Origin of the sequence: Nostoc sp. PCC 7107, from assembly GCF_000316625.1 — a bacterium.
Lineage (GTDB): Bacteria > Cyanobacteriota > Cyanobacteriia > Cyanobacteriales > Nostocaceae > Nostoc_B.
The window spans coordinates 6,159,014-6,183,032 of the sequence record NC_019676.1 but is presented as its reverse complement, the minus strand read 5'-3'; the positions used below and the strand labels follow the sequence as shown (position 1 = coordinate 6,183,032).

The 24,019-nt window shown below is 38.7% G+C and carries 22 protein-coding genes and 1 pseudogene; 11 read left to right on the top strand and 12 right to left on the bottom strand.

Annotated elements, in window-relative coordinates; all coding sequences use genetic code 11:
- From NOS7107_RS26500 to NOS7107_RS26485, 4 genes are all read left to right on the top strand, one after another.
- The gene (locus NOS7107_RS26500; RefSeq protein WP_015115991.1) at positions 1 to 1,500 is read left to right on the top strand and encodes an MBOAT family protein; all 1,500 of its coding nucleotides are present in this window, start codon (positions 1 to 3) and stop codon (positions 1,498 to 1,500) included.
- A gap of 400 nt (positions 1,501 to 1,900) precedes the next feature.
- Positions 1,901 to 2,983: a photosystem II q(b) protein gene (psbA, locus tag NOS7107_RS26495; protein ID WP_015115990.1), complete on the top strand. Its 1,083-nt coding sequence runs from the start codon at positions 1,901 to 1,903 to the stop codon at positions 2,981 to 2,983.
- Positions 2,984 to 3,123: 140 nt separating this feature from the next.
- On the top strand, positions 3,124 to 3,594 hold the full coding sequence (locus NOS7107_RS26490) for a DNA phosphorothioation-associated protein 4 (RefSeq protein ID WP_015115989.1): 471 nt from the start codon (positions 3,124 to 3,126) through the stop codon (positions 3,592 to 3,594).
- Positions 3,595 to 3,618: 24 nt separating this feature from the next.
- Complete coding sequence (locus tag NOS7107_RS26485; RefSeq protein WP_015115988.1) at positions 3,619 to 4,545, top strand: HNH endonuclease; 927 nt, start codon at positions 3,619 to 3,621, stop codon at positions 4,543 to 4,545.
- Here the strand turns inward: NOS7107_RS26485 and NOS7107_RS26480 are convergent, their stop codons facing one another.
- Positions 4,546 to 6,144, bottom strand: a complete 1,599-nt coding sequence (locus tag NOS7107_RS26480) for a DGQHR domain-containing protein (RefSeq protein WP_015115987.1) — start codon at positions 6,142 to 6,144, stop codon at positions 4,546 to 4,548.
- A 153-nt stretch (positions 6,145 to 6,297) separates the two neighbouring features.
- Between NOS7107_RS26480 and dndC the strand changes: the two genes are divergently transcribed.
- The gene (gene dndC / locus NOS7107_RS26475; RefSeq protein WP_015115986.1) at positions 6,298 to 7,938 is read left to right on the top strand and encodes a DNA phosphorothioation system sulfurtransferase DndC; all 1,641 of its coding nucleotides are present in this window, start codon (positions 6,298 to 6,300) and stop codon (positions 7,936 to 7,938) included.
- A gap of 2 nt (positions 7,939 to 7,940) precedes the next feature.
- Here the strand turns inward: dndC and NOS7107_RS26470 are convergent, their stop codons facing one another.
- On the bottom strand, positions 7,941 to 8,177 hold the full coding sequence (locus NOS7107_RS26470; protein WP_015115985.1) for a helix-turn-helix transcriptional regulator: 237 nt from the start codon (positions 8,175 to 8,177) through the stop codon (positions 7,941 to 7,943).
- A 121-nt stretch (positions 8,178 to 8,298) separates the two neighbouring features.
- Between NOS7107_RS26470 and NOS7107_RS26465 the strand changes: the two genes are divergently transcribed.
- Together NOS7107_RS26465 and dndD are read left to right on the top strand one after the other, a co-directional pair.
- A complete protein-coding gene (locus tag NOS7107_RS26465; RefSeq protein ID WP_015115984.1) occupies positions 8,299 to 8,553 on the top strand; it encodes a hypothetical protein in 255 nt (84 codons plus the stop codon).
- A 192-nt stretch (positions 8,554 to 8,745) separates the two neighbouring features.
- Positions 8,746 to 10,734: a DNA sulfur modification protein DndD gene (dndD, locus tag NOS7107_RS26460; RefSeq protein WP_015115983.1), complete on the top strand. Its 1,989-nt coding sequence runs from the start codon at positions 8,746 to 8,748 to the stop codon at positions 10,732 to 10,734.
- A gap of 10 nt (positions 10,735 to 10,744) precedes the next feature.
- On the opposite strand, the gene NOS7107_RS29605 is transcribed toward dndD, so the two are convergent.
- Complete coding sequence (locus NOS7107_RS29605; protein WP_253274492.1) at positions 10,745 to 10,897, bottom strand: hypothetical protein; 153 nt, start codon at positions 10,895 to 10,897, stop codon at positions 10,745 to 10,747.
- Positions 10,898 to 11,006: 109 nt separating this feature from the next.
- Between NOS7107_RS29605 and NOS7107_RS26445 the strand changes: the two are divergent.
- Both NOS7107_RS26445 and NOS7107_RS26440 read left to right on the top strand, forming a co-directional pair.
- A pseudogene (locus tag NOS7107_RS26445) lies at positions 11,007 to 12,290 on the top strand (ISKra4 family transposase).
- A 51-nt stretch (positions 12,291 to 12,341) separates the two neighbouring features.
- On the top strand, positions 12,342 to 12,743 hold the full coding sequence (locus tag NOS7107_RS26440) for a hypothetical protein (RefSeq protein WP_015115919.1): 402 nt from the start codon (positions 12,342 to 12,344) through the stop codon (positions 12,741 to 12,743).
- Positions 12,744 to 12,954: 211 nt separating this feature from the next.
- Here the strand turns inward: NOS7107_RS26440 and NOS7107_RS26435 are convergent, their stop codons facing one another.
- The 5 genes from NOS7107_RS26435 to NOS7107_RS26420 all read right to left on the bottom strand — a co-directional run bounded on the left by NOS7107_RS26435 (position 12,955) and on the right by NOS7107_RS26420 (position 17,768).
- Positions 12,955 to 14,052 (bottom strand): aliphatic sulfonate ABC transporter substrate-binding protein, encoded by a 1,098-nt coding sequence (locus NOS7107_RS26435; RefSeq protein WP_015115981.1) that lies wholly within the window; start codon positions 14,050 to 14,052, stop codon positions 12,955 to 12,957.
- A 441-nt stretch (positions 14,053 to 14,493) separates the two neighbouring features.
- Positions 14,494 to 14,697, bottom strand: a complete 204-nt coding sequence (locus NOS7107_RS29600) for a hypothetical protein (protein ID WP_253274491.1) — start codon at positions 14,695 to 14,697, stop codon at positions 14,494 to 14,496.
- 9 nt (positions 14,698 to 14,706) lie between these two features.
- The gene (locus tag NOS7107_RS26430) at positions 14,707 to 15,276 is read right to left on the bottom strand and encodes a transposase (protein WP_253274490.1); all 570 of its coding nucleotides are present in this window, start codon (positions 15,274 to 15,276) and stop codon (positions 14,707 to 14,709) included.
- 351 nt (positions 15,277 to 15,627) lie between these two features.
- Entirely contained in the window at positions 15,628 to 16,626 is a 999-nt protein-coding gene (locus NOS7107_RS26425; RefSeq protein ID WP_216594393.1) for an aryl-sulfate sulfotransferase, read from the bottom strand.
- Positions 16,627 to 16,730: 104 nt separating this feature from the next.
- On the bottom strand, positions 16,731 to 17,768 hold the full coding sequence (locus tag NOS7107_RS26420) for an NADP(H)-dependent aldo-keto reductase (protein WP_015115980.1): 1,038 nt from the start codon (positions 17,766 to 17,768) through the stop codon (positions 16,731 to 16,733).
- A 278-nt stretch (positions 17,769 to 18,046) separates the two neighbouring features.
- Here NOS7107_RS26420 and NOS7107_RS26415 point away from each other — a divergent pair, with 278 nt between their 5' ends.
- Complete coding sequence (locus NOS7107_RS26415) at positions 18,047 to 19,045, top strand: isopenicillin N synthase family oxygenase (protein WP_015115979.1); 999 nt, start codon at positions 18,047 to 18,049, stop codon at positions 19,043 to 19,045.
- 89 nt (positions 19,046 to 19,134) lie between these two features.
- On the opposite strand, the gene NOS7107_RS26410 is transcribed toward NOS7107_RS26415, so the two are convergent.
- Both NOS7107_RS26410 and NOS7107_RS26405 read right to left on the bottom strand, forming a co-directional pair.
- Positions 19,135 to 20,358, bottom strand: a complete 1,224-nt coding sequence (locus NOS7107_RS26410) for a glutathione S-transferase family protein (protein WP_015115978.1) — start codon at positions 20,356 to 20,358, stop codon at positions 19,135 to 19,137.
- A 2-nt stretch (positions 20,359 to 20,360) separates the two neighbouring features.
- Positions 20,361 to 21,014 (bottom strand): class I SAM-dependent methyltransferase family protein, encoded by a 654-nt coding sequence (locus tag NOS7107_RS26405; RefSeq protein ID WP_015115977.1) that lies wholly within the window; start codon positions 21,012 to 21,014, stop codon positions 20,361 to 20,363.
- Between the two features lie 379 nt (positions 21,015 to 21,393).
- On the opposite strand from NOS7107_RS26405, the gene NOS7107_RS28890 reads away from it, so the two are divergent.
- Positions 21,394 to 21,537, top strand: a complete 144-nt coding sequence (locus tag NOS7107_RS28890; protein ID WP_157374161.1) for a hypothetical protein — start codon at positions 21,394 to 21,396, stop codon at positions 21,535 to 21,537.
- Positions 21,538 to 21,667: 130 nt separating this feature from the next.
- Here the strand turns inward: NOS7107_RS28890 and NOS7107_RS29895 are convergent, their stop codons facing one another.
- Together NOS7107_RS29895 and NOS7107_RS29890 are read right to left on the bottom strand one after the other, a co-directional pair.
- On the bottom strand, positions 21,668 to 22,630 hold the full coding sequence (locus NOS7107_RS29895; RefSeq protein ID WP_367579760.1) for a vanadium-dependent haloperoxidase: 963 nt from the start codon (positions 22,628 to 22,630) through the stop codon (positions 21,668 to 21,670).
- Positions 22,631 to 22,711: 81 nt separating this feature from the next.
- Positions 22,712 to 23,500 carry a hypothetical protein gene (locus NOS7107_RS29890; protein ID WP_367579758.1) on the bottom strand — a complete coding sequence of 263 codons (789 nt, stop codon included), beginning with the start codon at positions 23,498 to 23,500 and terminating at the stop codon, positions 22,712 to 22,714.
- Positions 23,501 to 24,019 lie beyond the last annotated feature (519 nt).

Here is a 24,019-nt window from a genome sequence, read left to right as displayed (position 1 = left end):
ATGAACTTTATATCAATTTCCTACGGCATATTTTTACTGAGTATATTAGGCATTTACTGGACTGTCGCCGAGCAAAAATGGCGATTATGGACTTTATTAATTGCCAGTCTGGCTTTTTATGCTTCGTGGAGTATTCAATACATACCACTTTTATTAACATTGACCTTTATTAACTTTCGTTTGGGGAGAGAAATTGGCAAAAATACTTCTCCAGGCGAGCATAATCTTGATTGGCAAATCTCTAATGAAGAATGGCAGTATGCTAATGCAGACTGGAGTAGTCGCCGCCTGAAATTATTATGGCTAGGTGTAATATTAAATGTTTTATTATTGCTTGGTTTTAAATATATTACTCCAATATTAAACATAGTTTTTCCTATACAAACCAATGCGCCAGAGGCATCTTTTAAAATAATTGCTCCTTTAGGAATTTCATTTTTCACTTTTGAGTGTATTGCTTATTTAATAGATGTTTATCGCGGCGCTCCTGCTACTGACTATTTCCTTAAATTTGCCACCTACAAACTCTTTTTTGCCAAACTAATTTCCGGGCCAATTACGCGTTACCACAACTTAGCAACTCAGTTAAACACACTCCAATTTCCCACCGCTGAGAGAGTGGCTGAAGCATTGTGGTTAATTGCTAGAGGCGCAGTCAAAAAAGGACTTTTGGCAGATAACTTAGGTATTTTTGTAGATTTATGCTTTGGCAATTTGCAACGCGCAGGTAGTGGTGATCTTTGGTTGGCAACTTTTGCCTATGGTTTGCAATTATATTTAGATTTTAATGGTTACGTAGACATTGCCTGTGGCACGGCTTTGTTGTTTGGTTTAGTTTTGCCAGAAAATTTTGATTTTCCTTACTTCAGCACCAGTATTGCCGATTTTTGGCGGCGCTGGCATATAACTTTAGGTGATTGGTTGCGTAACTATGTATACTTTCCTTTAGGTGGTTCTCGTCGTGGTTTGATACGTACCTGCTGGAATTTATTCATTGTTATGGTAATTGCAGGTATATGGCATGGTTCCGCCTGGGGTTTTTTTGTTTGGGGTATTCTCCACGGAATTGCTTTAGCCATTCATCGCCTTACAGATGATTTGAGCGATCGCCATGAAAAGTTAGCTCAGTTGTGGCAAAATCCTTTAGGTATATTTATTGCTTGGTTGTTAACTCAGTTGATGGTTTTTACTTCTTGGATTTGGTTTCGTTTACCCAATCTCCAAGATTCTTCTTTAGTATTTCAGCACCTTTGGGGTCACACTGCTGATGCACAGTTCGCCCAAAAAGTGTATGTAGAAGCTTTAACTATTAGCCCTTACCAACTAACCTGGATGCTGATGATTTTAGCGGCTTTTATGGGGCTGGTCTACGCTTTAAATGGTCGATTAAAACTAGAGTTAAACTGGCCAATTAAGCTTGTCTTCGTACCGTTGTGTTTTTATGTTGTGTGGTTACTAGCTCCTGAAGGCAGCTTACCTTATATATATTTTGATTTTTAAGCTAAAAATAACTCAATTAAATAAGCTGTCGTAATTTGTATTGACAAAGCAATAATTAACCTCTCAATGGAATAAATACCGCTACTCACATAATATTTTGATGAGAGAATTTAGAATTGATTTGTAAACTAATGTAAAGCTATGTAACTAGCGATCGCTTCAATAAAATTGATTCGATGTTGAAATAACTTAAAATCAGACAAATCAAAGCTTTTGATGCTTTTGATGATGGCTATAAATCCAACTCGAAACTTTACATTAAAGAAAATAAATACACAAAATATATTACAGAATATGAAGCTAAATATCCGATGAAAGTAAATTCATGTAGACTAATTGACAACAGGCATAAAAAAATTTGTCTGTCACATATTTAACGAAAAACAGCACTTATAAAACAATGACCACAACCTTACAACAGCGTTCTAACGCTAACGTATGGGAGCGCTTCTGCGAGTGGATCACCAGCACCGAAAACCGCATTTATGTTGGTTGGTTTGGTGTACTAATGATCCCTACATTGCTGGCTGCAACCACCTGCTTTGTAATCGCTTTCATCGCTGCTCCTCCAGTAGACATCGATGGTATCCGTGAACCTGTTGCAGGTTCCTTGATCTACGGAAACAACATCATCTCTGGTGCAGTTGTTCCTTCCTCCAATGCGATTGGCTTGCACTTCTACCCAATCTGGGAAGCTGCTTCCTTAGATGAGTGGTTGTACAACGGTGGCCCATACCAACTAGTAATTTTCCACTTCCTCATCGGATGTGCTTGCTACATGGGTCGTCAGTGGGAACTATCCTACCGCTTAGGTATGCGTCCTTGGATCTGCGTAGCTTACTCCGCGCCTTTGGCTTCTGCTACCGCAGTATTCTTGATCTACCCAATCGGACAAGGTTCCTTCTCTGATGGTATGCCCTTGGGTATCTCTGGAACATTCAACTTCATGATTGTGTTCCAAGCAGAACACAACATCTTGATGCACCCCTTCCACATGCTGGGTGTAGCAGGTGTATTTGGCGGTTCCTTGTTCTCTGCGATGCACGGTTCATTGGTAACTTCCTCTTTGGTTCGTGAAACAACCGAAACTGAATCTCAAAACTACGGTTACAAATTCGGTCAAGAAGAAGAAACCTACAACATCGTTGCAGCACACGGTTACTTCGGTCGCTTGATCTTCCAATACGCATCCTTCAACAACAGCCGTTCCTTGCACTTCTTCTTAGCTGCATGGCCTGTAGTCGGTATCTGGTTCACAGCACTAGGTATCAGCACAATGGCCTTCAACTTGAACGGTTTCAACTTCAACCAATCAGTGATTGACTCTCAAGGTCGCGTCATCAACACCTGGGCTGATATCATCAACCGCGCTAACTTGGGTATGGAAGTAATGCACGAGCGTAACGCTCACAACTTCCCCCTAGACTTAGCTGCTGGTGAAGTTAAACCTGTTGCAATGAGCGCTCCTGCTATTAACGGTTAATTTTCTAGAGATGTTGCTTGACAACATCTCTAATTAATCAAAACGCTCTCCTGAAAAGGGGGGCGTTTTTTGTTTGTATCTCTGTATAAAATCGCTCTTAGCTTTCGGGTATCATAACTACAATGTAAATATTCAAATCAATGGCTGCAAATAGAATCAAGATTGCCAAAGATAAAGCCGAGTTAGTTAAATCATTAGTCGCCTCAAAAGACACAACAGGGCCTTTTCAAACTTATGTAGAAGTGATGGTATTTGCTGCTGCTTTAGGTGTTAGATATAAAAAGCGTATACCTTTAGGCGAGACTACCAAAAGAGAACCTTCCCCCATTCCCCAAGAGAACTTTGTCTCTTTGGGACATGAATTAATAATTAAATTATTAGGAATTAATGAAACACAAGATATAGAGATTATTTCTTCACGAGAAGAAGAATATGAAGATAAACGCACCCAAATTTTTGAAGAATACGCCAATGGTGGACTAGAAATTTTACAAACTGAATTACGTGGAGCAGTAGATTATTCAGAGCGTATTCTTTTATTCTTAATTGCCGAAAAAGATAATAAGGAAGCTATACATGAAGAATTTGACCTTACCAGATTTTTAAGTTAATTTTTGAATGAGCTTAATAAAATTATGAAGACCTTAAATTACTATTATGAATCTTTTTCTCAATTAAATGTAAGTACTAGTCAAAAACGTGGTGTTGCTAAATATAAACCAATATTAATTTTAACTATAATTGATTTATTTACACGAGGGATTCTTAATGAAAATAAAATTCCAGTATCAGAAGAATTAGTTCAAACATTTAAGCGATATTGGAGTATTTTAGGTTCTAAGTCTTATCAAGGTGGGTTACACTATCCATTTATTCATCTACAAAGTGAAGGGTTTTGGCATTTAAAATTTAAGCCAAAGTATAATGGACTTCAGCCAAAAACAACTAACAAGCTAAGAGATTCTGTTGAATATGCTTCGTTAGATGATGAACTATTTGATTTTTTACAAGATGAATATTCAAGACAAGAATTAATTGATGCACTGGTAACAACTTTCTTTCAAGAGCAGCAAGAAGAACTTGAAGATATTTTGCAAATTAACCAATCTTTTCAAGAAGAAGACTTACTCACATTAACAAGCTTTGATCATAATCCAAAATGGGGTGTTAGAAAAGCTGTCATTAGAAATTCTTTTTTCCGAAAAACTATTGTTCATATATATGATTCTAAATGTGCTTTTTGCGGACTACGAGTCACTAAAGCCAAAAATCAAAATATTGTAGATGGCGCACACATCAAACCATTTTCCCAATTTTATGACAGTAGAATTCATAATGGTATTGCTTTTTGCAAAAATCACCACTGGGCTTTTGACCGTGGTTGGTTTACAGCTGATGAGCAGTACAAAATCATTGTTACTAAAGAATTAGAAGAAATCTCTCCTCACACTAAGCCAATGAAAGATTTTCATGGCGAAAGACTACTGTTGCCAAATAAAGAGCAATACTTTCCAGAATTAGAAGCATTTCAATGGCATCGCCAAAATATATTTCAAGGTTAACTACAACACAGGTGGAAGTCCTACTTCTTTTAGTTCGACAAATTCACCATCAAAACCAATTGTTTTATTTTCTACAGTCCTAGCATTAGCTAAAGCCTTACGAAGTTCAGCACGTTCCATTGAGTCTTGAATTCCGCCAAGGATGTAAATTAATAACTTTGCAGCTAATTCTTTTCCAGAAACCTGCACTCGCTTTTTATTAGGGTCATATAAAACCCCGTACCAAATAGATTTAGGATATTCCATCCCAGTAAAACCACCTTGCTGGTCAAACTTTTTCAACTTCTTGAAAATAGTAGTTAGAGAAACCCCTTTTTTAAATACTAAAAATCCTAAAGCTTGGGCTAAAGCAACTTGCGCCACAGGACGGAAAAGTATATTTGCTTCACCACCACCTTTTTCAAAGCTGAACCTTCGTAAAACTGGTGTGTCTTCATGTTCCAAAATTTTATAGCTAGGTAAATTAGCTAAATTATCAAATAGCTTTTTAAATTCTTCAATTCCCTGTTCAATTTCCTCATTTTCTGGACGCATCGGAATTAAGCCTTTTTCCAATGGTTTCCAATAAGGGAATTTTTGACCTAAATATCTCTCAGACATATCTTGTATCGCTTGCAATGTCGTCAAAACTGTAGAGTTTGACGCTACAGTTGAACTATTCCAATTAACACGCGGATTGCGATTTGGCTTTTGTTCTAAAAGTGGATGAGTGACTGCAATTTTTCTAGCAACAATAGAAAAGCCATCATCTTCATTTAACTGTGCTAATTGACCTTTAGTTAAAGGTGCAGCCATCAAGTTAACATGAACAAAAATCGACCTTACTCTTCTTCTAGCTTGGTTACGAGTTTCCCCAGAATTAACTGCACAAATGAACTCAATACCAATTTTTTCTTTAGGTAAGCTTTGTAAATAAGCCGGATCTACTTGATATTGCTCGATTAAATCTGACACTGTAATAAAACTATCATCAGCAGTTTTATCTTTTTTATATCGCTGGAGTTTACCAGTTTTAATTAACTCAATTAAACCCTGCACTCCCATCAACCGATGTTGACCATCTAGCGCATAAATGGTGACATTCTCTTCAGAGACATTGAGTAAGCCGACCTTAGCATCTTTATCTAGAGGTGTAAAATCAGTAGTAGACTTTGTAGCGCGTTCTTCACTATCCCACTCAGATGCTAAAGCATCATCCACCCAAGGCTGATTAATTACTACTAGTACGGGAGGAAACTTATGATTTTTTCTCGCAGCCAAATATTGAACTAAGGGCGCTTGACGTGTCCAGTCAACGGGACGCTGTTGAATTTCATCGATACTATCTGCGTCAATTTCAATGTTATCTGTCTCTTGATTGTAATTTTTTTGTAGCAGAGGTAAACCAGAAGCGAAATGAACTCTGCTGGCAAACCATTCTAAGCTGACGGAACCAACATAAGCCTCACTTCCACCCATCTCAGTTTTTTGAACGAGAATTCGGTCTTTTTTTTCTAAAAACTTATCAAGAAGTAAAGCTAGTACCTCTTTTTCCTTGTTTTCTCTCTCTAGGTACTCTTTAGCGATATCAGCAGTTGGATCAGATGCAATGTCTCTCATATTAATTTTTAAAAACTTAGTCTTGTAGTGTAGCTATATTCTCCAAAAAGTTAGATACTAATAAATCAGTTTTTAAAAACTTTTTGGGAACCCGCACATTCTATATGCTGGGGAAAAAAGCGGTAATGCCCAGATGTCCAGAGGTAGGAAGCAATGACTGAAGCACAACAACCAGAAAATAAAGGTCAGCAGACACGTACTGTAGCAGAGTTGGTAGAGTATATCCAAGTTCTGACAACTGAAATTCAAGAATTGTATTGTTTAGATGCCATACCTTGGGTTGTTGGTTATTCGGGGGGTAAGGACAGCACAGCGACTTTACAGCTAGTCTGGAATGCGATATTGGAACTTCCACCGGAAAAGCGAACTAAGCCAATTCATGTTATTACGACTGATACAGGTGTAGAAAATCCTTATGTAGCTGCTTGGGTACGCAACTCACTAGAGCAAATGAAAATAGCGGCTCAAGAACAACAAATGCCTGTAGAACCGCATTTATTACAACCAGATGTTAAACAAACATACTGGGTGGGTTTAATTGGCAAAGGCTACCCAGCACCACGACATAAATTTCGTTGGTGTACTGGACGATTGAAAATTGATCCGTCTAACCTTTTCATACGTAATGTTATCAGGGCTAGTGGTGAAACAATTGTTTTACTAGGAACACGCAAAACTGAAAGTACCAATCGTGCTGCTATCATGGCCAAACGCGAAGTTGGTCGAGTACGAGAACGCCTTAGCCCTCATCCTAGCCTTGTTAACTCATTGCTTTATACTCCTATAGAAGATTGGCGCACTGATGAAGTTTGGCTGTATTTAATGCAATGGGATAATTCTTGGGGATACAGCAACAAAGACTTATTTGCTATGTATCGAGGTGCAACAGCTGATAATGAATGCCCCTTAGTTGTTGATACTTCTACCCCTAGTTGTGGTAGCTCTCGTTTTGGATGTTGGGTTTGCACACTGGTTAATAGTGATAGGTCTATGCAAGCGATGATTCAAAATGATGAAGAAAAAGAATGGTTACAACCTTTAATTGATATTCGCTTAGAGGATTTGAACATTGATAATGACCGTAATAAACGAGACTTCCGCCGTATATGGGGAGAAGTCCAACTATTTGAACGTAACTTAGATGGAGAGATTTCTGTTGAACCAATACCAGGCCCTTACGTTAAATCTTGGCGTGAACATCTATTAACACGACTATTAGAAGCGCAAACAAAAATCCGTCAAACAGCACCAGAAAATATGCGCGATATTAGCCTTATCTCCATTGAAGAATTGAGCGAAATTCGGCGTATTTGGTTAGAAGAAAAACATGAGTTTGACGACAGCTTACCCCGCATTTATCAAGAAGTCACAGGCGAAGAATTTAAAGACCCACGCCCAGGCGCAGACCTTAGCTTATTAGGTAGTGATGAATGGACTGTGTTGGAACAAATCTGTGCGGGTAACGAGATGCACTTAGAATTGATGGCGAAACTTTTAGACACAGAACGTCAATTTCGCAAAATGTCGCGTCGTGTAGGAATTTACGAAAGCTTAGAAAAATGCTTTGCTACTAGTTCTCGTTCTAAAGATGAAGCAGTGAAAAATGCTCATTTAAAACGAGATTTGAAAACAGCAGTTGAACAAGGTGATATTGAAAAAGTCAAGCAGCTAACTTTAGCAGATTTTGTCGCCCCAGATGAACAAGCAAGTACAGCAGATACACAAATTGATACTGCTGACAATACCAAGACTTGGGCAAATATGAAATTTAAAAATAAACAGACAAAGAATTAAGCTTACTCATCATGGTCAGCATCTCCCAAGTACAGCCTGATAAACTCGTCTGCGGCGGCTGGGTTAATTTTCTTGAGTGCATCACGAATTTCTAACAGTGTATCAGCAACAGGGTCAGTCATCTCATTAACCCATCGGTGAACGTTTGGCCGTCCTGTTCCCATTGTTACTGCTAACTTGTTTTGGCTGATGCTGTATGTTTCTAACACCTGTTTCAACGCTTTTCCTGCTTTTCCCATGCCTTTGATTGTGTCAAAGGCTCTTAACAGAGTAAATGTTCTGTATATGTAACAAACAGTGTAAGATTATCTTGTTACGTTTATGTAACAGTAACTTTTACCAGCAAGCAGGTAAATTTCCATGACTAAAAGCTTTCTAGCCGACACCTGTCAAACCACAGCGCCACTTGTTTATACTAACAACTCTACAGAAACAACACCAGACAGAGAGTCTGTCAAAGTTGTAATTTATGGTTCTAAAAGAGGTGTTAATAACATAATTCTGACTTTATACAAACTGGGTTTTGCCGAAGTTAACGAGTGGAGTCCTTTATTACCTAGTTCTAACCCTGGTGAAGTCATGAGTATTTTAACAAGACAGATTATGACTACTTAAGTTAAAAAGATACGTGGCGATTAGAAATCGCGGCTACACAAACAAAACCCTCACTTCGACAAGCTCAGTGACCACCTGCGCGGGTTAAGGAAAGATAAATTTTGTCTTATCTTAGTCCGCGTAGGCGGACTTCGCCTGTGTAGCCGCGAATTTCATTCGCCCCGAATAATATTTCTATCACTACAAAGACAAATGATATTTCTCGAACTCGTATTACAAAATTTTGGCCCTTACTCTGGGAGACAAGTAATCAACCTTGACCCAAGAAATGAGGAAAATCCTCGCCCGATTCTTTTATTAGGTGGGATGAATGGTGGTGGAAAAACTACGCTGATGGATGCGATTCGGCTGGCTTTATATGGACAACGCGCCCAATGTTCTACTCGCGGTAATTTGAGCTATGGTGATTTTTTAAATCAATGTGTCAATAGTAAAGCGACACCATCTGAAAAGACACGAATTGAGCTACTCTTTGAACATATTGAAGACGATAAGCCAGTCAGATATCGGATTGTGAGAACTTGGGAAAAAAATCCTAAAGATGGTAAAGATGCTTTAGGAATTTTAGGTGATGATGATACTTGGCCAGTTGATTATTTGGTAAATATTTGGGATGATTATATAGAAAATTTACTTCCTTTAGGGATTTCTAATTTATTTTTATTTGATGGTGAACAAGTTAAAGAATTAGCAGAACAAGAAACACCGCCACAAATTGTTATTGAAGCTATTCGCGGACTATTAGGGCTAGAATTGGCAGATAAATTAGCAGTTGATTTAGATGTTTTAGTCAACCGTAAACGCAGAGAAATGGCTGATACAAAAGATTTGGCTAACCTAGAAGAAATTGAACAAAGGTTAGGAGAGCAACAAGAAAATTATCAAACGACAGAAGAAAAATTAGCTAGTATTAAAAATCAAGTTGAAGCATTAGAAACTATCCAACGGGAAGCTTTAGATAAATTTGTATCTGATGGTGGTAAAATCGCCGCCGAACGTAGTCAGTTAGAAGAGAAACACAAGGAAAAAACTACTGCTGTAGAAACAATTAGACAATCGTTGTGTGAGTTAGCTGCTGATATTTTACCTTTAGCTTTAATTCCTAATTTATTGAGTCAGGTACAAGCACAGGGAACAAATGAATTTCGTACTCAACAAGTGCAACTTGCTAGAGATGTTTTGCTTGAGCGAGATAAACGGTTACTTAATTGGCTAAATCAGTTAACTATTGCTGCTGATAAAGTTGATAAAATTCAATCTTTTTTAGCCGAAGATGTCGATAATTTATATGCAAGTTCACTCCAAACTGAAGCACCTTGGTTATTAGCTGATGAAGAAAGCTTGAGCCAGTTAGATAATGTGAGATATCATTTACAAAATGCTTGTAATCTAGCAAAACAACATTTGGGTAAGCTGAAAAATCTGCAAGAAGAAATTATTACTTTAGAAAGACAAATGCAGACAGCCGCAGAACCAGAAGCTTATCAAAAGCTACGTGAAGCTGTCGAAACAGCACAGAATAAAGTTATACAAGCTAAAGCAAATTACGAAACGACTCGACAAAAATTAGCAGCGTTAACAGAGGCGATTGAAATAACGAAAAAAGAATTAAATGATTATACTGACAAAAATATAAAACATAAAAATAGAGAACATATCATTACCTCAGCTACTAAAGTTCAAGAAACACTTAAGCTTTTTCGAGAAAAATTAACGCTGAGGAAGCTAAATAAATTAGAGGAGGAAGTGAAGAACTGTTTCCTTTATTTACTGCACAAATCAGACTTAGTATTTCGCATTGCTATTGATACTAAAACCTTCGCCTTATCTCTGTTTGATTTTGAGGGTAAACAAGTTCCTAAACATCGACTTTCGGCAGGGGAAAAACAACTACTGGCGATCGCCTTTCTTTGGGGATTAGCCAAAGTCTCCGGTCTGCGCTTACCCGTAGCTATTGACACACCCCTCGGCAGACTCGACTCCTCCCACCGCAAAAACCTAGTAGAAAGATACTTCCCCGCCGCCAGCCATCAAGTAATTCTGCTCTCTACTGATACCGAAATTGGTAAAAAAGAAGTCGAAACTCTGCGGAATAATGAAGCGATCGCTCGTGAATATCTTTTAAAATATAATTCCGCAACCCGCCAAACCACAGTGATAGAAAACAAGTATTTTTTCTAAGCTTCAGATTTCAAGGGGCGACAATCGCCTCTAAACCCTGCAAGCTAAAGGTTTGAGAGGCGATTGTCGCCCCTTGAAATCTGATATTTTCTGCACCCTCAAAAGTAACATTACTGCCACACTCAATGGCAAACATTGCTCCTCCGCCCCACTTTCTACACATACCACAATGACAAGCTCCTACGATAGGGTGAACGAAAAAAGGTGTGGGAGAGTAGTTAGCGGACATCATACGCTAACATAGCTCTTGATGTCATGCAACCAAAAGACCCATGAACAACCTCCAATCAATTCTGTCTCACATCAGTGACACACTCTTCGACTTACCGGAGTGTCACCATTTAGAAGAATTTGTGGGCGAATTCTACAATATGTGGCTAAAATTAGGGAATTTTGTGCAACAAAGCTTATTCCAAGCCTTAATTGAAGAAAAAGAAGTCGAATACTCACATCCGAGAACTAAACGAGAAAAAAGATATTACACCCCATTAGGTGAAATGGTTCTTGTACGTAGAGCTTATGAGACAACAGATGGTATTAAAGTCCTAGTTGATGAAGAGTTAGGGCTACCAAAAGATAAATGGCTACCAATGGTATGAGAATTAGCCTGTGCCTTGGGAGTTAGTAGTGAATTTCCAAATTCTCACTCTTTGTTTCAAAAATGGACAAGACTAGATTTGACACAAAAAACCTTAGCTAATCAAGTAGAAAAGACAGGAAATCAATTACAAACACAAGAGTTTCAGGTTCGATGTGAGCCAGACACTTCTTCACAGTTTGAAATTCCCAATCAAGAGCAAGAACCACCAGATTTATTATATGTGGGAGTTGATGGAGTCATGACTCCCTTGAATCAAAAACAAGGATATAAAGAAGCAAAAGTTGGTGTAATTTTCTGGAGTAAAGACCATAAAAAACTTGGTAAAAAAAGAGGTGTAATCCGACAACGAGAATATGTAGCTACTTTAAAATCACGCGGAGAATTTAGAGAAAGAGTATCGCAGTTATATAATCAAGTAGCAGGTAAAAAAAACACAAAAACCGTATTTCTTGGTGACGGCGCACATTGGATTTGGGCGATGGCATCAGAACAATTTCCAGGCGCAGTGGAGATTCTCGACTTTTTTCATCTCTCGGAATATGTGTGGGCAGTGGCGAAAGCCGCTTATCCAAACAAAGAAGACTATCAAAAGGATTGGGTAAAAACTCAACAACAACTTTTGAAAAAATCTGAATGGACTACAGTAATTGAAAATTGTCATCACTTCCCCAAAAAGAAGAAAGATTTAAGCAAAGCAATTACTAATTTAGAGCGTTATTTAACTAATAATCAGAGTCGGATTGATTATCGCTCCTATTTAAAAGCTGGTTTAATGATTGGTTCAGGAGTTGTTGAAAGTTCCAATCGACGTGTGGTTACTCAAAGATTAAAACAGGCTGGTATGCACTGGTCTTTTTTTGGAGCAGAAGGAGTTATGGCTCTGAGGGCAGCATATTTAAGTAATTCAACGCGATGGTCAAATTTTTGGTCATCCTTATCTTATAATTCCCCATAAGTTAGCATAAAGCTGACGATAATATTTGTCCTTTTAAGCTTGTATTTAATAGTGGTCAAAACGAGAGAACAAAGTCTTTCAGATTTAGCAGACAGAATAGAACAATTACAAACCAAAAGGGAAGAAATCAACCAAGAAATCTCCACTCTCCTTAAAAGTGAGGTAGCTGAATCTGGTTGTTGGATTGTTCGTTACCGAGCTAAGGGTAAGGGTGGAGCTTATTGGTATTACAAGTGGCAATCATCCCAGGCCATCTTTGTTACCAAAAATGGATTTAAGAGTTGCCATCAATATATTGGTAAAGCAGGTAGCCCAGCTTTCTTGAAGGCAGTTGAGATGATGAAAAATCGGACAAAAATCGAAGCGTTAAACCAAGTGCTTCATACACTAGCGCTAGGATTAAATGACCTAGTTGAAGAAGCTACAAGATATCAGAAATCTGATGAGAGTTAAACCATCCTCTTAGTCAGAGTTTAGTTAGCGTATGATATCCGCTAACTATTTTCTCTTCCTCACACTTTTTTTCGTTCACCCGGTTCTAATTGCTGATTCTAATAATTATCAGTCTCGCCCTTCTTTACTTCCGCAATATTAGACCTGAATCCTTACGCCAAATTTTTAATTGCTGCCACAGTTTTTGCAAAACCCAGGGTTATCCATCTGATTAATTTTTAGCCAGCACTTCTTGAGGAGTAATTTCCACATACTGTTCTGGAGTGAGAAAACCATCTCTGACATTTACCTTCTTCGGTATTAGTCCTAAGCTATACCACTTATCAGCGACTTCCTGTTGTTTATTAATAATTTTCTCTGTAATCGGTACTAGCGCAAAATCATATTTATTGTGCATGATTTCTAAAGTAGCTGAATCAAGTTGAGTAGCTTGGGCTAGTAATTGAGCAATTTCTTTAGGATGGTTTTTTGACCAAACTTGTGCCTTATGCAGTTCTTCAAGAAAAATTTTGATCACTTCTGGGTTTTCTTGATAAAACTTGCGATTTGTAGAATAAAAATTGTTAGTATCTCGCAAGCCGTTACCACCATCTACCAAAACACGCCCAGTTTGATTTTGAACATTTCTTGTAACAAATGGTTCCCAGATAAACCAAGCATCTACTTTACCTTGGCTAAATGCCACATTTGCATCTGGAGGTGGCAAATAAACAGATTCTACATCACTAAGTTTTAGTCCGGCTTTTTCTAAAGCTCTGACTAAAAGGTAGTGACCAATAGATGCTTTTTGAAAAGTTACCTTTTTACCTTTTAAATCTTTAACACTTTGAATAGAAGAGTTTTTTGGCACTAACAGAGAAACTGCCCTACCATCATTAGAATTAGCAGCTAAATATACCAAAGGCGCACCAGCAGCTTGCGAAAAAATAGGAGGTGACTCAGCTGTAGAAGCAATATCCAGTGCGCCTGCATTTAACGCTTCTAATTGTTGAGGCCCAGCAGCAAATTCTGGCCATTCTACTCTGTAACCTAGAGGTTTTAGTCTTTCTGCTAAAATGCCTTTTTGTTCTAAAACGGCGAGGGCTGTCAGTTGTTTAGAACGAACGATTCTGACTACTTTATTACTACTACCTACATTCGATTTAGATGAAGTTGCTTGTTGCTGATTATTATTTGCAGGACTGCAACTCAACAGTGATGTAGACAAGACTAAGCTATAGCCAAAAGCAAATAAGGCGTGACGACGAGTGATGCGTAGGTTTAGTCTAGATTTAAATTTATTTTTAAAATCTTGTATGTATCGACTCATATTTTAATATCAAGCTATTCAAAATTTTAATTTTCAAACTGAGTAAAAAAGGTGGATAAACCACCTTTAGTAAGCGGAGGTATACTGTGGCTAAAACTTTTGGTTCAGGAAGATTGCTTTACTAAAGTCAAGTCTTCATTCAGTATTTAATTGCCAATATCACTTGATAATCTACTGACGAATCAAAATTAACTACTGTAAATTGGTAGATTTTTAGATGTTTTGATAATATAGTAGTTTTACATGGTTATATATAAAAAGCAAGTAGATTTTGAAAAAAAGTCAAAACTAACGTTAAGTAATCCAAGTTGCGGGTAATAGAATACAAAAGAGGAGATGGAAAGTGTAGGCACAGTAAATAAGGGTTGTACGAACTCCAACCACTATAAAAATGCCATTAGGAATGTTCGGTGTAGTTTAATAGAGAGTAACATTTGCAACTTAGTCAATAAAAGCTTGTTGCAGAGTGTAAGCAAAAATAAAAGCTTGTAACTTCAGTAAAAACCCCTCAAATGTTACGGCATGAAGCGATTTTTGGAAGAAACGAGTGATGCCGCTAAACACGGTTTCAATGTAATGACGAATAGACTGTTTAATGTATTGATTCCACGGTGCATCTTGGCGTTTAGAGTTACTTTTTCGCATGACCTGCATCTAGATTTGACTAGTTTCAATTAAGTCATCTTCCACAGTGTAATCAAGATAGGCAGAATCGGCGTAAACTTGACTCCCAGGCATTAAATTCAAGGGTAAAGCACTCAATCCCCGTATATCTGTTGCGCTAGCTGGCATGAACACAAATTCGACAGGAATACCTGTTTTGGTAGTCAATAACTGTACTCTCACTCCATAAAAATAACGTTTCTTGGATGCGATATAACCCCGATATTCTTCCGAGTGAATTAACTTCGCATTAAAGATACGAATATTATCACATATTGGTACGGGGAACGAGTCTAAAAGATATTCCGTATCTTCACTAATTTCTTTTAGTGCTGTTCCCATGTGATGAAATAAATCGTTCATCAACATCGATACCTTGTGTAATCGCCGGTTAAATCGTGATTTTTCTAACATTCCTGGTATCAAGTTATGGTCTTTCATATAGCTGCAAGCCTTGCTATGATTCCCACCAAAAAACATTGCCTCTATCATTGCCGTGGTGATAATTTCTGCATCACTCATTTCACGACGAATATCCTCATCATGTCCAATCGCCTTCAATAGGTCATCTATGACAGAATAGATAGTAACTATTTCATTTAACATATTTCCCTCCTAATTTTCTGTCTGGAGGGATTTTATTGTTTTTATACCCCTATGTCATCTTTCTTGGTATGTAACTAGCAACTTGAGTTACTACTTAAACCCATATCTTGCCTTACTATTTTGAGTGATTCGCCACCCACAAAGTTTTTTGGGTGGCGATAAAATTAATCAAATTCTTTTGAACTAAAGCCAAGGCACTTCTTCAGGCGCGTAACGAAAAGCGCGAAAGACTGAATTTTGCTCTCCACTCGCCACTGCTGACTTATCATCCAGATTCCGTGCTGCAAAGTGAGGATTGATATATTCTCACACAATCTCGCCTGAAACTGTCACCTCAAATATGCGACCATAAGCACCTTCTGTAATTAAAGTGTTGCCGTTAGGTAAACGCTGTGCGCCTGATATATAAGAACTGAAAAAGTTTTGAGGCGGGTTGTCAGTGTATTCCCAAACAATCTCTTTAGTTTGACGACTAACTTCTATCACACGCGAGAAATTCAGCGCAGTATGACGGCGATATGCGCCATTGTCAAAAATCAGGATATTGCCATTAGCTAATTCGTTAGGAAAATGCTGCTGTGCTAGGATGTCATCTCCAAGTGTCCAGATAATTTCTCCTGTGTTGCGATCGATAATTGCAACAGTAGAGATGTTACGAAAGCTGACTATAATGTTGCCGTCAGCGAGTTCGCCTACAGTATTACCATGAGTCCATTCGTGTCGTTGGTCTTGAGGTGTGATTGTAAAAACATCTGAGTCTAGGTGTTCGTAGGCGTGCCAAGTCCAAACAATTTCACCCCCAGGAGTAACTTCGTAAAGCACATCCGCATAGATGTCACCGTCTGCTTCTGTTCCCGCTACACCGCCTTTGATATGGGGAATCAAAGACTGAGGGATCTTTTCAATGGCTAATAAAATTGTGTTTCCGTTGCGGAGTCTGCGTCCATCGTGATGATGATCTGGATGTTTGTACTCCCAGATAATATTTCCCTTGGGATCTACCTCTAAGACAACGCCACCTTTAAAAGCACCCCACAAAGGAAAACGCGGCGGAATTTCTGGCGTTTTACCGTTATAAAAAAGGTTTCCGTTAGGTAAGAGATAACCATATAAACCAGGAGGATAGGGTAAATTCCATTGATGAATAACTTCTCCTTCCAGGTTGAGAAGATAGACTTCTCCATTACCTGTAAGCGGTGTGAAAAGTGTATAACCCTTATATACTTTGTCTGGGTTGTAAGCTCTTAAACCAGTACCACGGCGACGGATAGTATTTTGGTCTACTAATGCTGTTGCGATCGTCATAATTTTAAATGGATATGATGAATTTTGTACACTAATAAAGTAATTAGGCTTTTCAGATCCCCGACTTCTTGAAGAAGTCAGGGATCTCACAACACAACCTATTTTTAGGGTGCTGGATTTGGATATTGAGTGTGAACTGCGTCTATTTCTGCCAGAATTTCTTGGTCGAGAACTACATTGATGCTATCTATATTTTCTTTTAGTTGTTCTAGTGTAGTAGCACCAATAATTGTACTCGCAACAAACCAACGACTCCGCACAAATGCAATAGCTAATTGTGCAGGACTTAGTTGATGATTTTTGGCTATTTCCACATAAGCCGCAACTGCTTTATTGACATTTGGCTTTAAATATCGCTGACCAAAGTTTTCAAACAAAGTAACTCTTGCTTTTTCTGGTTTACCGTTGAGATATTTACCAGTTAAATAACCAAATCCTAAAGGACTATAAGAGAGTAAAGGAACGTTTTCGTAATAAACTGCTTCTGCAAGTGCGCCATCAAAAACTCGATTGAGTAAATTATAGGCGTTTTGAATAGAGACAACTTTTGGTAAATCAAATTGTTTAGCTGCTTGACTAAATTGGACAACTCCCCAAGGAGTCTCATTACTTAAGCCAATATAGCGAATTTTACCGGCTTTGATAACATCAGCGAAAACTTCTAGCTGTTCCACAATAGGAACTATTTCCTTTAATTGAGAGGGGTCAAACACTGTTTGTCCAAAACGAGGAACATAGCGGTCAGGCCAATGGATTTGATATAAATCGATATAATCTGTTTGTAATCTTTTGAGACTATCATCTACCGCTTGCTTGATATTGTCTCTGTCAATTGCTTTTGCTCCATCACGCAACCATTTAAAACCGCGTCCTGGCCCGGCAATTTTAGTAGCAATTATGAGTTGTTCTCGCTGTTGATGCTTTAACCATTCTCCAATATAACTTTCGGTGAAGCCATAGGTTTCAGCACTGGGCGGTACTGGGTACATCTCAGCCGCATCAATGAAGTTAATTCCTTTGCTGATGGCGTAATCTAGCTGCTGGTGGGCTTCCTCTATAGTATTTTGCCGTCCATAAGTCATTGTGCCAAGGCAAATTTCAGAAACTTTTAAGTCACTATGTCCTAATTGGTTATACTGCATATTTTGGAATATTTTTATTGTTCAGTTTTGGTTACTCAATAATTATTACTTATGCTGAAAAATTTTTAATTTTTAGAGTAACTGAGGATTATTTAAATAATACTACTGAGGATTATTTAAATAATACTACGGTATGTATATCGAATTATGTAACTTTAAAACGAAATTAACAAAAACATATATTTTTTTAGTTGACAAAATTTAGCGATCGCCATCTCAAAAATTCTGACATCGATATAATTTCTTGTATAGTCTAAGCACCAATAAAAAAACAAAGCATGATCATCTCACACGTTCAAGTTCCCATAATTGATATTAGTGCGCTGGTTTCCCAAACTAGCAAATCTTATTCTGGAATTGCAGAACAAATTAGACAAGCGTGTCAAGATTACGGTTTCTTCTATATTGTCGGACATGGAGTTGATGAACAATTACAAAAACAATTAGAAAACCTCAGCCAACAGTTTTTCTCACAGGATGAAGAAACTAAGCTGCAAATTCGTATGTCTCTTGGTGGTAAAGCATGGCGAGGTTATTTCCCTGTAGGGAATGAATTGACATCAGGGAAACCAGACTTAAAAGAAGGTATTTATTTCGGTACAGAACTAGAAGAAAATCATCCACTGGTGAAAGATGGTAAACCAATGCACGGTAGCAACCTATTTCCATCAAATATTCCGCAATTTAGAGAAACAGTGCTGGAATATATGCACTCAATGACTCAACTCGGACATACGCTAATGGCCGGAATTGCTTTGAGTTTAGGATTAGAAGAATCTTACTTTGCAGACAGTTATACAAAAGACCCATTGATATTATTTCGGATTTTTAATTATCCTCCTAATTCATCATCTCAATCTCAATGGGGCGTTGGCGAACATACAGATTACGGAGTATTAACTATTCTCAAGCAAGATAATATCGGTGGGTTACAAATCAAATCAAAGTCTGGTTGGATAGATGCACCTCCTATTCCTAATTCCTTTGTGTGCAACATTGGCGATATGCTCGATCTCATGACACAAGGACTGTATCGCTCAACACCTCACCGCGTTCGGAATTTATCAACAAGTAATCGCCTGTCATTTCCATTTTTCTTCGATCCCAACTTTAATGTTGAAGTCAAACCCATTGAACTCAAAGACGTAGTAGTGAATGATGATAAAAGCGATCGCTGGGATAAAACTAGTGTCCACGAATTTAGCGGCACATACGGCGATTATCTGTTAAAAAAAGTCTCCAAAGTCTTCCCAGAACTACACCAAACAGTACTTTAAACATTTGCATCATGACAAGCTCTTATACTTTGCGCCTTTGCGCCTTTGCGTGAGCTTATTACTACTACTCATCAGCCACACCGATAAAATTAATAAACAGAAGCCAACAACTTATCTATCGCCGCACGAAACGCCGTTGCTGCACCAGCACTCATGTCACGCGGCGCACAGATGCGATTTCTTAGATATGCAAAAGTAATCGCCCCCACAGCAGCGAAGATAGAATCAACACTGCTATTTTTACCACCAGTTCGACCACCCGGTAAAATTTCGCCATTACCAGAAATGAGATAATCAGCGAGTTCCCGCAGGTGAAAATCAACCGCGTCTTTAACTGTGGTCAAATCACCATCTACTGCTATTGCTTGGACTCCAGAATTTTTGATAATATCTTCGATCGCAACTTCTCGATTATCGCTCAATCTCTCAGCTGCTTCCGCGCGATATTGAATATTCTCGCTATCTGCTGCATCTAAAGGTAAGGGATTACCAATCAGTTCTACACCCCATCTCCGACGCAATAGTAAATTGTTGGTAATATTATCCGACTTCACCCGATGATAAGCAGGACGTTGATTTAGTGCATCAAACCAAGCGTTAATTCGAGGAAAGCGCGGATTTCCTTTGATGTGATATCCCCGATACACAGGTAAATTAGCCGCCAATCTATCGAGATGGGGGCTATACATAATGTCTACCAAGCTAAATGTACTGACAAAGAAGGGGCTTGGATATTTCCCTAAAGCTTGCTCAAGTTCATCTAACTTCGCTTCAAATTCTGCTTGTAACTTTGCTAACTCATCAGCATCGGCGGGTGCTTCTCTGAGAAATTTAAACGCAATCTCTCTAAATCCGTTAGTCTCAGCCTCTTCAACTAACTGTCTAGCAACAGCATTTTCCTCTGGATTCTCCGGCAATAATGCAGGACTAAGATACTTTTCTTCTAAAGCCAAGAGAATATCTTTAGATTCATACACCAATTTCCCTTCTATCTTGGCAGCTGGTACAAGAGTTGTAGGAACCAAATCTGTATACCACTTGGGTTTATTGCTTAAATCAATAAACTCCGTTGCAAAGGGAATTTCTTTTTCTTCCAATACAAACCAAACTCGTTCACAAAAAGGACACCAAGAATTAGTATCTCGGTACAGTAAGACTGGAGGTTGAGTGTTTGGAGGAAGTTTATGTAAACTGCTGGGTATTGGTGCAGTAGAAGGTGATTGTCCTGGTCTTTTTACTCTACGTGCAGAGGTATTTTTTCTAGCAGTTTCTAAAAGTTCTTCCCAAGTAGATAATGTGTTTTGAATAGCCATTATTACCTCGCTTTACTAGGAACGCCCGAAAACACAAATAATTGTTGCTCTTTGGGTTGGGGTAAACTTTCACCAAAGTATCGATGAAGACCTACACCCATGTCACCCGTAGCTGTGATTTTAAAGTTAACTTCTGCAGATCCAGACGTACTTAAAACTTTTCGCACATTCTCAGAATAGGGAATACCGTTAGAGTGTCCGCGTGTCCAGATAACAAAAGCACCAGGTTTACTCAGAAAACTTAAATTATCTAATAAGCGATTGAGTTCTGCTTCAGTCAGATTGCCAAAGACACCGCAAGCAATCACAATATCTGCTGGTACTGCACCTACATAATTATTGGCGATCGCTGCATCACCATTGATAAACTCAATTTGCTTGGCTAAACCCAAAGATTCTATAGTTGCGCGTCCACGTTCAACTAATTGGGGGTTGAGTTCCACAAGTCTTGCGTGTACGTCATTTCTCCGAGGGTGATTTTCCAATGTTCCTAATAAATCTCGTCCATCACCCGCGCAAACACTGACTATCCGAATAGCTCCATCTGGAGACGCATTCAAGCTATATCCAATAAATTCTCGCACGATTTCTAGACGCTGCTGCAATCTAGGCTCAGTCTTGTAGAGGTCGTGCCATTCATACCAATCTTTTGGCATAAGGGGTGATTCCCGTTTAATGCACACTGTATATTTATAAAATACGGTTAGCTTATCGATTAACTGTATTTTATGGATGAAAGCAGAGTATCACAGATATTTAGATAAAATCAAGTCTTATCTCTGACGCTTCAGTTAAGGTTGTCTAGTGAGAATATCAGGTTTGTAGAGACAATAAACTTCGCGTCTGGACAAGTATACGATTTATTCGCTTTAAAACGTTGGCTAGTCTGTGTTTCTTCTATATTTTGCTAGTGCGTCGCCGCGCTAGTTAGAGGCTCACATCTTGCACCTAGTAGTCCACCAACCCAATATTGCTGTGTAGACCTTGCAGGGGGAGAAATGAAAGTAACTCTCCCCAGCCCCTCCTCTGTCCACCATGCAAAATTTCCTTGGTAAACCACTAGCCTTGGCGATTAGAAATCGCGGCTATACAAACGAAGTCCGCCTACGCGGACTAACACAACATCAAGAGTTTGAAACCCGCACAGGCGGGTTTTGCCTGTGTAGCCGCGACTTCTAGTCGCTTGGTGCAAGATATCAAAACATTACGAATTATCCTTTTTCAATATCTAGAAAATTGCCCTATGACAACAGTTGCTCCACTTGTGAATTCTCAAGTAAAGCAACTGCGTTCTGTATGCCCAATCGATTTAGACAGTAACTTTTGTACCGTCAAATTTGGTGAAAGTAAAACCGTTAAATTTCTCGTTGTATCCTAGTCTTTCATCTCTGAGTATACTGATTGCAATTTCTTCACCCAAAGCCAAGCCAGCTGCACCATCTGAACGCCAATGGATACCACCGTGACCACGACCAATGTAATAGTTTGTAGCTAATTTATTCAACTCTCCACCGACTGTCAAAGGTGTCCCACTATAGGGAATTAGTTTGGTTGGGTCGCTGGGATCTGGTTCTACAGGGTTGGGAAGGATAAAGTTCTCGTCAAAAAAAGCTTTCAACAATGTAGCTTGCACACCAGCAATGGAGGCAGCACCACCAGTATAGGAAGGATGGAATGGTGCGCCTTCTGGGTAAGCATGGGATAATAGATAAGTGCCAAATGTGCTAAAAGTTCGAGCTAAAGCTGTGGACTTTAAGACCTCAGAATTAATTGGGTAGTTAGTTCTATTGACAATGTTGTTGTAAATCAGTCCACCATAAGCTTCTGGTCTTAAACGTCGATGGACATAATACTTTTGCCAATATGAAGCCCTGATTGCCCGCGAGGGAGCCAAGTTGAGTAAGGCTTGAAAATGCGCTGGTGCAAATGTAGCCGCAGAACCTTGTTGAGTTTTGGAGTTGATATAGGGATTACCGGGATTCAAAGGCGCGTTACTACTGCTCAAAATTAACAAAGCTCCGAAGAACAAAGCCCCACCGATATGTGCTAATTCACCTAGATCACGGACAGTAAATACAAAACGACGTGTCGGATCGTACTTAATGGACTTGCCAGAATTACCTCCATTTTGAACAGTTAGCCATTCATTATAATTAGTTAGGAAGTCATTTTCCCTACCAGCAAGGGCAGTACGAATCAACGGTGAAATAACCTGAGTGTTGTAAGGAATTTCCCGCAACAGAAATTGGGAAATATAAGGGCCATCTGTCACTCCTGGAGGAGTAACATATTTTACTGTTCTACCAGAGCGATCGCGTTCATCAACATAAATAACGCTGCCACGAAATAAGGTTTAAGGAGTCACAATACCATTTTGTTTTGGCCCTCGGAATGAGGAAAGGCTATTCAGTTCAGCGATCGCCGCTAAGATATTTTCATCTCTATCAAACCTATGAAAAGGTACATCTCTTAATAAAGCCTGCCAGTAGAGTTCCACTGCCTCGGCCGCTTGTTCTGCACTATCTAGAGTTGGTGGTGGCGGAACTGATATCTGAGAAGCATTGATTCCTTCTAGGCTAATTGCCAAAGGCCCTTGAGGATTAACCAATTTCCTCGCACCACCTAAGATAATCCTTTCGTAATCATCAGGATTCTGTGTTTTTAAAGCCTTAGCCAAAGATTCGTAAGCTTTTAGATCAACTTCGCCTCGTTGATTGTGTGGCAATCCTCTAGTGTCAGTGGCGATTTTGTTAGCATAGCGTTCCTCATCACCGTTCGTGGGATGCGGTGGAATCTCAATCTGCTGATTATTTTGCGCTGCTTGAACACGTACTTGAAAAGCTCGTTGGCGAAACTTGATATACTCAAAATCTTTAGCACGGTTTTTACCCCAAGCACTTTCCTTAGCTTGTGCAATATCTCCCTTTTTTGAAGAACCGAAAGGTGAACCAATCATTCCAGCGATAACGCTAGTAGCAGTAAAAAAACTAGCGTGTCTGAGAAATGAACGTCTATTTACACCGTCTTGTAAAAAAAATCTGCCAAGTCCTTTTCTACTATTACAAGAGTGAGGGCTTGTCGTTTCAGCTTGCAATTGTGTATTGTCTTGAGGAAGTTGATGAGAATTGCGATCGGGTTCCATAATGATGAATCTTCGTTCTTAGAGTATAAAATTTTGAGATTGCACTATCAAAAAGTAAGTTCTGTCAAACTAATCTCTTAGCAGAGATGCAAAGCAACACTAAGCAAAAGTAGTTCCAACAGTAAGTATTGTGAGTAAAAACAGCTACGAGTAAGCACGTGAGCCAAACCCTATTTCAAGGGCGGGCAGGACTTGTACTGAGCTTGCCGAAGTATACTTACCCCACAATTGGGGATAATTTTTTCTTAAAAATCCCAGACTCTTTAACTGAAACTTTGCGGTCTAGAATCAATAATCAACAGCCTTTGATAAGGCTTTTTCTAGAGCTTTTTAACTATCTATAGATACTGGCTTATGCAGTTCACTATTGACAGCCAAGCTGTTTATCATCAATAGCTAATGTACTGTAAGCAGGTAGGTTTACTGTACTTAATGATAAAATAGAATTTCCCACAAACATCTGAAAAAAGCAAGATGTCTTATTCAAAAAAGTCACTAAGCATTTTAATGAGAATAGGA